Source organism: Couchioplanes azureus, from assembly GCF_014648355.1.
In the GTDB taxonomy this organism is placed as follows: domain Bacteria; phylum Actinomycetota; class Actinomycetes; order Mycobacteriales; family Micromonosporaceae; genus Actinoplanes; species Actinoplanes azureus.
This window is the reverse complement of record NZ_BMQY01000012.1, coordinates 191,736-205,215: the sequence shown is the minus strand read 5'-3', so window position 1 is coordinate 205,215 and position 13,480 is coordinate 191,736. Positions and strand designations below refer to the sequence as shown.

The 13,480-nt window shown below is 67.9% G+C and carries 12 protein-coding genes; 8 read left to right on the top strand and 4 right to left on the bottom strand.

The window, feature by feature from the left end; all coding sequences use genetic code 11:
* Positions 1-379: 379 nt before the first annotated feature.
* Positions 380-880, top strand: coding sequence for a hypothetical protein (locus IEY99_RS30770; protein WP_189207606.1), 501 nt, complete (start codon positions 380-382; stop codon positions 878-880).
* A gap of 32 nt (positions 881-912) precedes the next feature.
* Here the strand turns inward: IEY99_RS30770 and IEY99_RS30765 are convergent, their stop codons facing one another.
* The gene (locus tag IEY99_RS30765) at positions 913-1,974 is read right to left on the bottom strand and encodes a DUF1152 domain-containing protein (RefSeq protein WP_229799393.1); all 1,062 of its coding nucleotides are present in this window, start codon (positions 1,972-1,974) and stop codon (positions 913-915) included.
* 271 nt (positions 1,975-2,245) lie between these two features.
* On the opposite strand from IEY99_RS30765, the gene IEY99_RS30760 reads away from it, so the two are divergent.
* From IEY99_RS30760 to IEY99_RS30730, 7 genes are all read left to right on the top strand, one after another.
* A complete protein-coding gene (locus tag IEY99_RS30760; protein ID WP_189207605.1) occupies positions 2,246-2,644 on the top strand; it encodes a beta/gamma crystallin-related protein in 399 nt (132 codons plus the stop codon).
* 343 nt (positions 2,645-2,987) lie between these two features.
* The gene (locus IEY99_RS30755) at positions 2,988-3,878 is read left to right on the top strand and encodes a cytochrome P450 (RefSeq protein ID WP_229799392.1); all 891 of its coding nucleotides are present in this window, start codon (positions 2,988-2,990) and stop codon (positions 3,876-3,878) included.
* Complete coding sequence (locus IEY99_RS30750) at positions 3,875-5,362, top strand: flavin-containing monooxygenase (RefSeq protein WP_189207604.1); 1,488 nt, start codon at positions 3,875-3,877, stop codon at positions 5,360-5,362. Before IEY99_RS30755 ends, IEY99_RS30750 begins: the two co-directional genes overlap by 4 nt.
* Positions 5,363-5,408: 46 nt before the next feature.
* On the top strand, positions 5,409-6,716 hold the full coding sequence (locus IEY99_RS30745; protein ID WP_189207603.1) for an MFS transporter: 1,308 nt from the start codon (positions 5,409-5,411) through the stop codon (positions 6,714-6,716).
* 30 nt (positions 6,717-6,746) lie between these two features.
* Positions 6,747-6,917: a hypothetical protein gene (locus IEY99_RS30740; RefSeq protein WP_189207622.1), complete on the top strand. Its 171-nt coding sequence runs from the start codon at positions 6,747-6,749 to the stop codon at positions 6,915-6,917.
* Positions 6,918-7,453: 536 nt separating this feature from the next.
* Complete coding sequence (locus tag IEY99_RS30735; protein WP_189207602.1) at positions 7,454-8,875, top strand: sigma-70 family RNA polymerase sigma factor; 1,422 nt, start codon at positions 7,454-7,456, stop codon at positions 8,873-8,875.
* A gap of 240 nt (positions 8,876-9,115) precedes the next feature.
* A complete protein-coding gene (locus IEY99_RS30730; protein ID WP_189207601.1) occupies positions 9,116-10,105 on the top strand; it encodes a hypothetical protein in 990 nt (329 codons plus the stop codon).
* A 112-nt stretch (positions 10,106-10,217) separates the two neighbouring features.
* Here the strand turns inward: IEY99_RS30730 and IEY99_RS30725 are convergent, their stop codons facing one another.
* The 3 genes from IEY99_RS30725 to IEY99_RS30715 all read right to left on the bottom strand — a co-directional run bounded on the left by IEY99_RS30725 (position 10,218) and on the right by IEY99_RS30715 (position 13,238).
* Complete coding sequence (locus IEY99_RS30725; RefSeq protein ID WP_189207600.1) at positions 10,218-10,553, bottom strand: hypothetical protein; 336 nt, start codon at positions 10,551-10,553, stop codon at positions 10,218-10,220.
* A gap of 7 nt (positions 10,554-10,560) precedes the next feature.
* Positions 10,561-11,517 carry a hypothetical protein gene (locus tag IEY99_RS30720; RefSeq protein ID WP_189207599.1) on the bottom strand — a complete coding sequence of 319 codons (957 nt, stop codon included), beginning with the start codon at positions 11,515-11,517 and terminating at the stop codon, positions 10,561-10,563.
* 692 nt (positions 11,518-12,209) lie between these two features.
* Positions 12,210-13,238 carry a macro domain-containing protein gene (locus IEY99_RS30715; RefSeq protein ID WP_189207598.1) on the bottom strand — a complete coding sequence of 343 codons (1,029 nt, stop codon included), beginning with the start codon at positions 13,236-13,238 and terminating at the stop codon, positions 12,210-12,212.
* Positions 13,239-13,480: the final 242 nt, after the last annotated feature.

Below are 13,480 nucleotides of genomic sequence, written 5' to 3'. Positions count from 1 at the left end.
TACCGACGCCTCGAAACCACACCGTCAACCTCTTGACCGGTCATAGGAGCGTCCACGCTCGGGCAGATCGCCACGGCACTGAGAGTCGGGGTGCAGGCGCTCATTACAACGGACGAGCAGGTCGTGCTGTCTCCTGGCGCCGCGTACCCTCGCCCTGCCGGCGATCCGGCAGGCGCTCAACCAAAGATCGGACTCGCCGGATAGCCGGGCCGTTCGGCGGGTGTGGCCCGGCAATACTTGGGCACCGCCAGCACGATCGAGAACTGCCGGATCGGCGTGTTCCTGGCCTACCGGTCACGGATCGTCTGCGCACGGCGGTCCTTCCCACCCGGCACCCAGTATCCGCCGGCCGGCGTTGGGGAGCCAATATGATCATCTGGTGCATGCCGATCCGGTTACCGAAGCGTGGGCGGTCGAGCCGTTGCCGGTGCTGCCTCGCACCAGCGACCTGTGCGCGGACTGGCCCCGCGATGGCCTGGATCCCTTCGACGTCACGGACCGGCGTACCCAACGGATGATGTTGGCCTCCCGCCGCCTCACCCGGGCCTGGCCCGCGTCGGAGGGCGCCAGTCCCACGTCCGACGAGCGAGGAGCGTACAAGGCGGTCCCCATGGGGTACACCACGCTGTCGCTGTTGGAGAAGCTCGCCGTCGTGCACCGGGGTCGTGTGATCGCCGAGTGGCCGCGCTGCCCGGCCTCGCCGTCGGATCCGGCCAGGCCGCTGCAGCTGGCCGTGCGATGTCAGCGATCGACGCAGGTGCGGCACGCGAACGACTACCGGGGTGCGCTGGATCTGGCGCTCGCGCTGTCGGCCACTTCCGCCCTGGGCGACGAACCGATCATGGTCGTCGACGTACTCACTACCGAGCCCTGGCACTGACCGCGCGGGCCATCTTGGGCAGCCGCGGGTCATCAGTGCGGGAAGGCGTGTGGTGGGCGAGTGGCCGTGAGGTCATAGCGGAACTCTTCGATGTGCAGGGCGACCTGTTGCATGTCGAGGGTGTGCTCCAACCGATCCAGGTAGAGCGACCGGGCGGCCAAGGCGTCGAGGTCGACAGTGAAGTAGATGGCCATCAGCGGATTGACGAACAACGTGCTGCCCCGCGTACGTTGCGTGAACTGCACATCGCCGCACGCGCCGCGGGTGGCTGCCGCGATCTGGCCCTGCACGATGCTCGGTCGCAGCGGCGTGGCAGTCTGCGCGGCAGCGACCGCGTCGCGGTACATCGTCGCCTCGCGGCTGGCGCCCGGGATCGACAAGGCGCCCAGATAGCCGCCGTCGCGGTCCAGCGCGGCGAGGTTCTCGAGTACCTGCGTGTGGTTGACGCCGTGGTAGGCGTCGATGCCGAAGCCGAGGCAGGTGACCAGCTTGGTGGCGATGTCCAGGCCGGCGACGGCAGCCAGGCTGGTCATGTCCTCGACCGGGGTGCCCAGGTGGGATTCGTCGCCGCGCATCAGGATGTCGGTGCCTCCGTCGACGAGGACGATCGCGTCCACGCCCAGATGATCGGCCAACCAGCGGTACGCGTCGCGTAACGGCTGCACGCCGACCCTGGGGAAGGCGTACACGGTGCTCGGGAGATCGTTGCCGGCCAGCCAGCGCGACAGCGCCCGTTCGGGGAAGTAGTCGTCGCATCCGGCGGTGTCCGGGCCTACGGCGGCGACGTTCTCGGCGATCCAGACGTCCAGGTCCAGCAGGTCGAGCTGGGTGAATGCCAGGTTGGCCAGGTGCACCTCGGCGCCGAGGTCGACCAACGCCATGGCCAACGGCAGGCCGGCGTAGACATCGAAGCCGCCTCCGGCACCGGCCACCAGCACGCGACGAGATCCGCTGAGCGCTGCGAACAGCGGAGGCGTCGACAGCGAGTCGATGCCGTCGCGCTTGCCGTCCTGCTGCCGGTGGAGATGGGTCATCTCACCATGATCTTCTAATAGATCGCCAGCTTGCCAAGGGATTGGAGCGATGGGCGACATCGGTGTCTCATGAGACCTGCAGCCGGTCGCTTCGCGTCAGGCCCGCTACCGCGTCTCCAGCCCCCACGCCCGCGGATGGTGCTGGTGCCCTGGAACGGCAAAGCGACCGACTACGCTGCCGCGGCCCGTTCTGACTGCTGCGTCCTGCGGCTGACGACGCCCGAACGTATGTCGACCGCTATACGGCCGATATACGCGGCCAACCAATCCTTGAGTCGGATCTGCCGACTCGGCGGATCCGGCGGCGACATCAACGAAGGGGAATGCAACTATGCGAAGGATCCTGGCCAAGACGACGCTCCTCCTGGCAGGGACCGTGGCCCTGATCGGCCTGGGGGCGACCGGCGCCAGCGCGGCTCCGCCGGCTCAGGCCGCGGCGGCGGACTTTCCGCTGACGCTCGGCGAGCACCAGAGCCTGAGCGGGAGTACCTGGGACTACCGGAGCACCAACCGGGCCATCAACCCCGAAGACGAGGCCAGCTCGGCCTACAACCACAGCTCCGTCGCCTGGGTGCTGTACCAGCACGACAACTTCGAAGGCCGCCGTTACTGTCTCAAGCCGGGACAGAGGATCAGCAACCTCCACGACTCCCGGTGGGACTTCGGGGACAAGATCAGCTCGGTGGAGCGGCTCGGCGTCACCTCGTGCAACGGCCACCCCACCTTCTGATCCAACGGGGGATGACGCAGGGGGCCGGGTCGCCGGCCCCCTGCGGTTGTCGCTTCAACCCGCGATTCCGCTGCCGCATGCGCGGCCATCCACGTGCCGCACCGCCAGGATTTCCTTGGCCCTGACTCCGCTTGGGCCGACCACACCTCGGCCGGCCACGTTGACGAAGACCCGCGCCGGCTGGGCGGTTACCGGCGAGCGGGGCGCGATCAACGACACCGGTTGCCTTGATCTCTTTCGGACCAGGCTTGACGCACACGATGATGTCGGTCGTTGCCGGGCCGTGGGCGGTGTGCACGGCACGTACCTGGCGGCTGTGCCGGCACGGGCCTCGCACGCGTTGGTGCGGCGTCGTCTCGCCGGTTCGATCGTCGGGGGCGGCGGTGCGCTCGTCTATCGGCCGATCTCGGTCCTCGGCTGGGGGATGACCTTCCACTGGAAGTGTTGCCCGTGGCCGCGGTTCCGGGCGATGCGCCGGGAGTACGACGCGATCGTGGCACGGTTGATCTCCAAGGCGCAGCGGGACGGCGTTCCCGGCGAGCGCGACGACGTCCTGGTGCTCATGCTGAGCAGCCGCTACGACGACGGCACGACGATGAGCCGCGGGGAGGTCGCCGACGAGCTGCTCACCCTGCTCGCTGCGGGACACGAGACCACCGCGACGACGCTCGCCTGGGCAGTCGAGCGGCTCCGTCGCCACCCGGACGTTCTCCGGGCCCTCGTGGACGAGGCGGACGCGGGCGGTGACGCGCTGCGCCAGGCGACGATCTTCGAGGTGCAACGCACCCGTCCGGTGATCGACCTCGTCGGCCGGCAGGTGCAGGCCGACCATCTCCGGATCGGCCGGTGGACCGTGCCGAAGGGGTACGCGGTGCTGGTCAGCATCACGCTCCTCCACGAGAACCCAGCGGTCTTCCCGGACGCGCGGACGTTCGATCCCCGCCGGTTCCTCGATGTTCGTCCCGACCTGCACCACTGGATCCCGTTCGGCGGCGGCGCCCGGCGCTGCCTCGGAGCCGCCTTCGCGCACATGGAGATGAACGTCGTCCTGCGTACCATGCTGCGCGACGTCACATTGCTGCCGACCAGTGATCCCGCTGAGCGCTGGCACCTGCGCGGCGTCGCCAACGCCCCGGCCAAGGGTGGCCGCGCGGTCGTCCGTTACCGGGTCGGCGCGACACGGCCGCCGCAGCACGACGCCGCGGTCCGCGTCCGGCGCAAGGAGGGCGTGTGACGACGACCGGGCACTTCGACGTGCTGATCATCGGTGCCGGCCTGTCCGGGATCGGGGCAGCACACCACCTGCAGTCCGCCTTTCCCCGCCGGACGTACGTGATTCTCGAGGCCCGGACCGCGATGGGGGGCACCTGGGATCTGTTTCGGTACCCAGGCGTACGGTCCGACTCGGACATGCACACCCTCGGCTACCGGTTCCGGCCTTGGACCCAGGCCAAGGCCATCGCCGACGGGCCTGCCATTCTCCGCTACATCCGCGAGACGGCCACGGAAGCCGGCATCGACAAGCACATCCGTTTCGGGCACAGGGTCGTGCGCGCCGACTGGTCCACACCCGATGCCCTTTGGACGGTGGAAGCCGTGCAGGGCGGCGACACGGTCCGGCTGACCACCAGATTTCTGTACGTCTGCACGGGCTATTACCGCTACGACGCCGGACACGTGCCGAAATTTTGCGGCATCGACCGTTTCGGTGGCGCCGTGGTCCACCCACAACACTGGCCGGAGAACCTCGACCACAGCGGCAAGAAGGTCGTCGTCATCGGCAGCGGCGCCACGGCCGTCACTCTCGTACCCGCCCTGGCCGAACGGGCCGACCACGTCACGATGCTCCAGCGCTCGCCCACCTACATCCTGTCGCTGCCCGCCGAGGACGCGATCGCGAACAGGCTGCGTCGCCTGCTCGGGGCACGTCGTGCGTATCCGCTCGTACGGTGGAAGAACGTCGCCGTCGGTACGCTCATCTACCAGCTCAGCCGGCGCCACCCGCACGTCGTGAAGGCGTTGATCCGCAAGGCGGCCATCCGCCGACTTCCGCCCGGCTACGACGTCGACACCCACTTCCGGCCGCGGTACCAACCCTGGGACCAACGGCTGTGCTTCGTCCCCGACGGAGACCTGTACACGGCGATCAGCCGGGCACGCGCATCCGTGGAGACCGGCCGGATCGCAGAGTTCACCGAGACCGGGATCCGACTGGAATCCGGCGCCGAGCTCCAGGCGGACATCGTGGTGACCGCCACCGGACTGCAGCTGCTGGCGCTCGGCGGCATCCGCCTCGCTGTCGACGGCGACGAGGTCGAGCTCCCGGAGACCATGGCCTACAAGGGCATGATGCTCAGCGGCGTACCCAACTTCGCCTTCACCGTGGGATACACGAACGCGTCCTGGACGCTCAAGGCTGACCTCGTCAGCGAGTACGTCGTCCGGATGCTGGGATATCTGGACACCCGCGGCTACGCCCAGTGCGTGCCCGTCGACAACGACCCGAGCGTGACCGAACGGCCGCTGCTCGACTTCCAGGCCGGCTACGTGCTCCGCTCCATCGACGACTTCCCCAAAGCCGGCTCGAGGCGGCCTTGGCAGCTCGGCATGAGCTACGCGCACGATGTCCTGTGGTTGCGGCACGGCCGGCTCGACGACGGTGTCATGCGGTTCTCCCGCCCGCCCGTGCCGCGCGAGCCAGTCCACAAGCCGGCATGACCCGCCGGCGCCGTGGCCCGTCCTGCGACGTGGGGGAGGTGCCCTGGTGCGACTGTTCTACGTACGTGAGCTGGCGCAGTATCCGACGGGTTCGCGGCGGAGGCGTTATCTGCTGATGGCGGTCCTGGCGAGCCTCGTCGTCAACTTCGAGGGCCAGATCTCGCCCGTCGTGCCGCTGCTGCTCGACGACCTGGGGATGTCGCTGAAGGCATATGGCCTGATCGGCGCGGTGGCCGTGGCCGCGGGCGGGATCTCGGCCGCCCTCGGCGGCGGTATCGCGGACCGGCACGGCCGCGTCGTGGTGCTCGTACCCGCGCTGCTGATGGCCGCCGTGGGCAACATCGCGATGGCTCTCGCCCGGACGCCTTCGCAGTTCTTGGTGCTCCGATGCCTGTTGCTGTTCGTCGAGGGCGCGGCGATCACGACCACCGCCGGCCTGGTCCGGGACTTCTCGCCGCGGCTGGGACGAGCCACCGCATTCGGCTTCTGGACGTGCGGACCGGTCGGCGGTAGCTTCCTGGCCGCCGGTGTCGCGGCGGTCACCTTGCCCTTGTTCGGGACCTGGCAGTCGCAGGTCGTGATCATCGGCGTCGTCGCCCTGACCACGTCCGTCGTGATCATGTTTCTCATGGCGGATCTGTCGCCGCAGTTGCGAGCGCGCGTCATCGTGTCCGAGACCGACATGGCGAGCGGGGACGGTGTCGCCGGCCCGGGCCCCGGCCGGGGACTGATGACACACCGGGTCGTCTGGGCCCATCTTGGGGGCATCACGCTGTGGCTGGTCTGGTACTGGACCCTGAGTATCTTCGGGCCGACGCTGCTGGTTCAGGCGCTGGACCTGACGGAGGGCCGCGCCGCAGCCGTCATGGCCGCAAGCTGGGCGTGCAACCTGCCGGCGCTCGTCGCCGCCGGGTGGCTGTCCGACCGCCTGCGGGTCCGTAAGCCCGTCATCCTCGCCGGAGCGCTCGGCGGGATCGTCGGCATGGTGCTCTTCTCCGCCGTGCTGGAGAGCGGCCGGGCCAGCGTCGCCCAGCTGATCGGGGTCAACGCGCTGCTCGGCATCGCGACGGCCGCCGTGTACGCGCCGTGGATGGCTCTGTTCTCGGAAGACGTGGAGGACCTGCGACCGGATCTGCAAGCCACGGCGTGGGGCGTGTTCGGTCTGTCGGTCCGGTTCATGATCGTGACGGTGCTCGTCGTCGCCCCGATCGTCGCGGCCGGTGGCACGGGCTGGGGACGATGGCTCGGGGTCGCGCTGGCTTGCAATGTGCTCTTCGTACCGGTGATGTTTCTGTTCGGCGGTCGATGGCGACGGGATTCCCGGCCTGCCGACCGGCCGCGCGTAGGCGCGTGACGAGCAACTCGTGCGGCGCCCGAACGGGAGATGAGGCGTTCCGCGGAATCTTCCCGACGTGGGGCGCCCGCCACCGACGCGGCCGCCGTGGCGGCCCGCGCGGTGCAGGCGGCGGAGACCACCCATTCCACCGTCGCGAAGCGGGGCGAGTCTTCCGCCGAGATCGGCAACGTCAGCGCCACGGGCGTCGTGTCGTGGTGAGCCGGGAACAACCCCAGCCCGTTCTGCGCGGAATCCGGGCGGTCCGGCAAGCTAGCCGATGGTGTTCGTCTATCCGCGCGAAATTCTTCACCCCTCTACAGGAGCCATGCACGTCGCGGTCCTCGATCCGACGCCTGCGGGAAAGGATCGCGCGGACGCCCTCCGGCAACGACGAGGTCTTTCCTGGCCCCACCCGACGCGCCATGCGCCCGGCGGCCTTCCACGAGCTGCGCGACGGCGGCATTCACCCAATCGAGTGAAGAAGCGTGGTGCCGCCACCGGTAGCTTCCCCGTCTCGGCTGGTTTCGTGCCTGATCGCCTGCACAGCGCCGAGCGACGGGTCCATGACGCGGGACCGACGGGTATCGTGCTGCCGCTCACCTCAACGGACATCGCTGGGGATTCCCCGCGCGTAGACCCCGGTAGGGGCCGCTGGAAAAAATCGTGGAAATCGGCTTAACACCAGCGACCTCAACCACCCCTTCATGACAGAAGGTTCGCGGCAGCGCCGCCTGGGTGCGATCGGAGCTCGATGGATGGAAGACAACGATGACGGTTGGCAGTTGGACAAGCGGAGCCCGGCCAGCTCACCGCGGGAGTCACAGCTTGTCACGCCAGAAGAGTTCTACCGGCTCCACTATGGCGAACTTGTCGGCAAGGCGAAAGGCTTCGGAGCATCTCACGAGGAAGCGGAGGATGCCGTCTCCGAGGCGATCGTCGCTGTGTTGTCCCGTTGGGACAGCATCGTGGAGAACCCGGCGGGGTACGTGTACCGCGCGGCGACGCGTGCCTTCGTGAAGAAGAAGCAGCGCGACCAGATCCGGCCTCTCCGTGAGCAGGCAGCGGCTGCAGGTAGCAGTGTGCTCGACGGGCGGCTGACCGACGTCGAGGACGGTCCATGGGTACTTCAAATTCTGGAGTCGCTGTCCAGACGGCAACGCGACGTCATGGCGTTGCATCTCGAGGGTCTGAAGCGTGACGAGATCGCCCAGGAGCTTCACATCTCCACGATTTCTGTGGGTGTCCACCTCTCCAAGGCACGACAGCGACTGCGCGACCAGCTAGGCGATCACTCGCAGCACTCGACGTACCGTAGGAAGCTGCTTGTGTTCCTGCTGCTCCCCGACGTGGAACGACTGCGTTGGCACCTCAGGGGTGCGCAGGCGCATGCTGATTCGGCCGCACCCTCCGAAACCGCGTCTTCGGTCCCGGTCCTGCGGCCAGGCGCGACAGTGGCACCGGTGCACCGTTCCCGCGTCACGCATCTCACGTCCACGATGCTCAAAACAACACGGAGGCGCTGGGGTCTGTTGGCCGCTGCCGCCGTAGTAGCCGCCGCAGCCGTCGTTGGCGCAACTGTGTCGATCGCGCCAGAGGACAAGTCGACGGCACAGGTCCTCGATCGATGGGAGCCCGCAATCAGCTCCTCAGCGGGGAGAACGCCCAGTGCGGAGGCCACCTCGAGACCAAGCTCGCCATCCCCGAGATCCGCGGCCAGCACCGCACCGAGTTCTCACCCGAGAGCCTCGCATACCAATGGCACCGCCACGCCGGAACCGACCGGTACCGCCCCGCCAGTTCGTTCCAGGAAGACCACTCCACCGCCGGCCGACCCTCTCGCCGCAATCCAGGCGATCACGATCAGGGACGGCATCGCGGGCGAACACCTCGTTGAGGATCCAACGGCCGGCGGGTCCGTGACTGTACGGCTGGGCATCGAACTGCCTGCCGAGGTCGACGACGAAGCGCTGGCTGACCGACTCACGTGGGAAATCGCGGCACATCGCGAGGGCCGCGACGCCGAAATCAAGAATGGTCAGGACATTCCCTACGAGTTTTCCGGGTGCTACTGCCCCAGCGACGACCACACCGTCACATACACGGTGACCGCAAGCATCAAGGACTTGAACCTGCCACCGGCATCGGTCCAGATGACAATCACATCGAACTTCAGCTGAGACCGGAGTCCTATAGCGACCTGTTCTGTGCCGGAGTCTCTACAGCGCCCAGGTCTGGACGGCCCCTGCGCCGCCGCGACCGCCCTCATCCTCTTCGGCCTCTTCCTGCACTTCCTCGCCTGACCGTCGAACCACCACCCTGCGGCGCGTCTGTCCACGGACCGAGTTGCCGCGACCGGTCACCGGGACGCGCGATCAAGCGCGCGCCCACGACTGTTCGAGAAAGGATCCGTGAGAACCATGTCCCTCACCCACCGCCGAAGCGGCCGATGGCTGGGCGCTCTGCTCGCGCTTGTGGTCATGTTCGTACTCCAGGCCGCCACGGCCACCCCCGCGTCAGCCGGGCCCGGAGAGGCGATGCAGAAGTGCGAGCGCAACTGGCCGGACTCGCACAGCTGGACGGCGGACATCAGCGGGACGAGCCGACTCGTCACCGCCATGGGAAACCTGGAGCCCGGCAGCGTCATCCGCATCACCGCGTCGGGCTCGGTGCACAACGGCAGCTGGTTCGGCCAATGGCGCGGCCCCACCGGCAGCTTCGACGATCCCGCCCCCGACGCGTCGTGGCCGGCGCCCAGGGTCGACAAGTTCGCCCTGTACGGTACGTGGTTGCGCTCAGGCTCCCCATTCCACGCCGGCACCAACAGCGGCTGCCTCGACTACACCAGCGCAAGGGCACAAGGAAACGGCCCCGACGAACTCGGCGTCGGCGTCAACGACGACGTTCACCACGACAACAGCGGATCCTTCCGCGTCACCATCCGCGTCTGGACGAACTCCTCCGAGGTCTCGGATGCAGGGTTCGAAGGACAGAGCACCTCCTCGCTGTCGGCGCCCTGGAGCGGCGAAGGCCGCGGCTTCAAAGGCGTCGACCTCAACCGGAGGTTCGCCCACACCGGACGTGACAACTCCTTCGTTCACACCGGTCGCCCCGGCTGGAACGCCATAACGCAGCGCATCCGCGTCATGCCCAACCGGATGTACCGTATGACGGCCTGGGTACGCACCTCCGGCAACTTCACCAGCGGTGTATTCGGCGTCCGACCGATAACCGGGGGCACTCCCGCAGGATCGGCCCGCTTCGGCGAGTATGCACCGCCGCGCTATCAGCCGCTCGTCCTCGACTTCAACAGCGGCCAGAACGGCGAACTGACCGCCTTCATCGGGTACTGGTCGCCGGGATACGACTCCTGGATGCAAGTCGATGACGTGCGGATTTGGGCCCATTGACGACCAACGCACGCCTCCCGCCGTGCTGCAGCCAGCGCTGGAGGAAGGTCCGGGCTTCGGTCCTGGTCATCGCCTGACAGTCGGCCACAGCCGACTTCACGGGGGGCGCAAGTCAGGCGACGGCTTCTGCGACTTCCCCTATTCCCGCCGCTGCCGCGGCCACGGCGAGGAACGCCAGCGAAAGGACGAAAAGACGCGAACTCCGATCGAGATCCTTGATCGCCGTGGCCAACGCGGCGAGTGCCTCCCACGATCCCTTGACGTCGACAGCTGACTGCTCCCGAAGGGTTGCCACGTTCTCGTTGGTGCTCTCGGCGATCGCCGCCGCCTTCGCGACGGCGTCTTTGGCGGTCTTGGTCGTCCGCCACGAAATGGCGAGGTCGACTGCGCCGACCAGGAACAGGATGGCGGCTCCCAGAAGCGAAGCCCAGGTGACCACGGTCGTCATGTCACTCCTATCGAAGGAAGACGCCTGCTTCACGCATGACGTATTCAGCGTCCTGGACAAGGCTGTAGGCCGACCCGTAACCCGCGACGATCTGGCCGATCACGGCCCCGTCGGCCCGGTGCACGGGTGCTCCCGAGTCGCCGTCGCGGGAGATGGCCGCGGCCGTGATCGCCACATGGCCCCAGCTTCCCAGGCCCTGCTTGAGCGCGAATGCCGGGCAGAGCCCCAGGATGGGCGCCGTGGAATCCGATCGCGCGATGCGTACCACGTCGTGCGGCTGTGCGGCATCGACATGATCGCCGACCTCGTCGTCCGCCTCGGTACGCCGGTCATCGATCGCCACCACAGCGACGTCCGCGATCGAGACGCCCTGTCCGGCGTTGCCCAGACTCGTGGCGGAGAGGACGGTGCCGACGAGGTCTCCTGCCTCGTCCCGGACGATGACGCCCGGAACCGGGGCCGCATGGCCGGCGGTGAGGATCGCCCGTCGAGGGCCGGCGGCATCTGGGGCGAGGACTCGCAGTCCCAAGGTCGCCCGCCGCGAACCGATCGTGACGCTCATGCCCGGCGCAACCGACGACCCACGAGTCGAAGCCCGCTGGAGCTGTGGCGGTGGAAGAGCGACCGCGACGGTCTCCGCAGGAACCGCGGCTTGCATTCGCTCGATCATCCTGCCGGCGGAGGTGATCGACGCGGGTGCAGCGCCGGCAGGAGCGAGACCAGGCTGCACGAAGAGAGCCGGACGCGCCTGTTCTCCGCGTGCAGACCATAGGCCGTAGCCGTAGACGCCGCCGGGAGCCGTGTCCGGATCAGCCACCCGGCTTGCGATCGGCGGCCCCATGTCCGCAGCGATGTCGACGACGGCCGGGCCCAGGTCGCGCATACGGGTCGTGAGATCGTCCAGGGCTACGAGATGTTCCCGCCATTGCGGATACGTCGCTAGCGCCCTCTCCCAGAGTGTCACTGGAGGTCTCCCGTCGACGCGACTCTGGCTGCTCACCACCGATCATTCGCCGGGAGAGACATCGCCGGTATCGGCCGTCCGACCGACGGGTCGGACGGCAGCTGGCAGGTCCCATGGCCGACTCGGTGAACAGCCCCGGTCAGGTGCTCTCGTTTCCGACGGGAGGTGGGGCGCTGCGCGGCATCGGCGACCACTTCTCCGCCGATCTGCACACCGGCGGCGGCAACCTGGCGGTGCCCATCTCGATGGCTTCCTGGCCGGCGCGCGGTCCGACTACGCCGACTGCCCCGATCCGTTGGTTTCGAGGTACGCACGGCGCTGCGCGCTGCACGGGGATTCGCGTCGGGGTCCAGGCGGACGACAGGCCGCCGCAGCCGGTCCGTGTCTATCTTCTGCAGTACGACGACGCTGCACGCCTCGCCCTGATTCACGCCATGCCGACGCCGCCGAGACCCGTTTCATTCACTCGGCCCGGCAGCTGCCGATCCAGGAGGCGGCGTGCATATGTGGTCGATACCGGTGGGCGTTGGTCGAGCCGGTCCTGACGCGGTGGGGCGATGCCAGAGTGGGCCTGCGGGCCAGCCGGCCGGTGCATGAGCTGCGGGAGATCGTGAACGCGAGCGCCAATACCAAGCACGCCTCAGCCACCATCGACGGCGAGGCTACGCACTATGCTGAGTGCCGTCGCAGTACTAGCCGGGCTCGGGGCGCAGACCAGCTGCCTTGAGCGCCCGTCGGCAGGCGTTCACCTCTTTGTCGGTGTAGGCCAGAAAGTAGACGGTCTCGATCCGGGTGGCTGGCGTTGCTCTCAGGTAGTTGCGGGCCTCGTGGACGAGCGACGTCGCGATCCGGCCGATGTCGCCACCAGCGTTGCCGGTCCCGAGCAGCGGAAACAGGATGGTGACCGGCATCTGCAGGTGCTCGACCGCTTGGAGCACGTTGGTCACGCATCGGCCGACGTCCCGCATCGGGTGGAACCCGGAACCGGGCTCACCGTGGACCGACGCGACGTGTACGACGTGGTGGACGTCGTTGAGCTCCCGTAGCCGGCCCGCGCCGGTCAGGATGACGGCACCCGGCTCGACCGGGCGGTGACCGGCCACCTTCGCGGTCAGTTCATCGGCAATGAGGTCCTCGGCGACACGGCCGCGCGCGTCGTGCGTCGCGCCTTCGTACCGGATGATCGCCGAGATCGAGAACTCGTGGACGCGGGCCATCTCCATCTCCGTGCTCTCCGGATTGACCCACACGTTGGCGCACCGCACCTGGCGAATGTCCCCGGTCACGACGCCGATCCGCCGGCCGTCTCGCACGACGTGATAGGTGACGTCCTGGACGGTCAGTACCTTACCGCGCGCATTGCCGTACCGATCGGCGAAGGAATCCGCCGAGTGCTGCTCCCGCTGGTGCATCTCCCAAACCTGGGTGAGCCTTCGGTACGCCGGTTCCCAGTCGGCCGGATCGGTGGACATTTCAAGATCGACATTATGCGTCTGCGCATACCGGGCGCACCGCTGAACGAATGCCTCGACGAATTTCCAGGTCGGCGGTCGGGAAATTCTGCCGGCAAGGGTCGCGAAGATGTGGGCCCGGCGCAGCGGGAAGTTGCGATCCGCGTGCAGGGAAATCACTGACGGCCCGCCCGCCGCTCGATGCAGCTCCTTGAGACGCGCGCTGAACTGACGTAACGCAGTCGGCAGATCACTCTCCGGTTTGGTCATGTTCGTTCGGCCTCCTCGATGTCCGCTGTTGGACGGGGCTGGAGTCGCCATACGCAGGGGTCGGGACGGGCCGCGTCCGCAGTTGGTCCAGTGGACTTGCGCGCCCCCCGCAGGTCACAGGAATCTCGATGTGGGCTCGTCAAAGATCGTCGGCCCGCCCGCCGCCTGTTGATCCGGCCATGGTTTTCGTGCGGTGCCGGAAGCCTAATGGGTTCCGGCCATGGCCGGGGGCTTGCATGAAG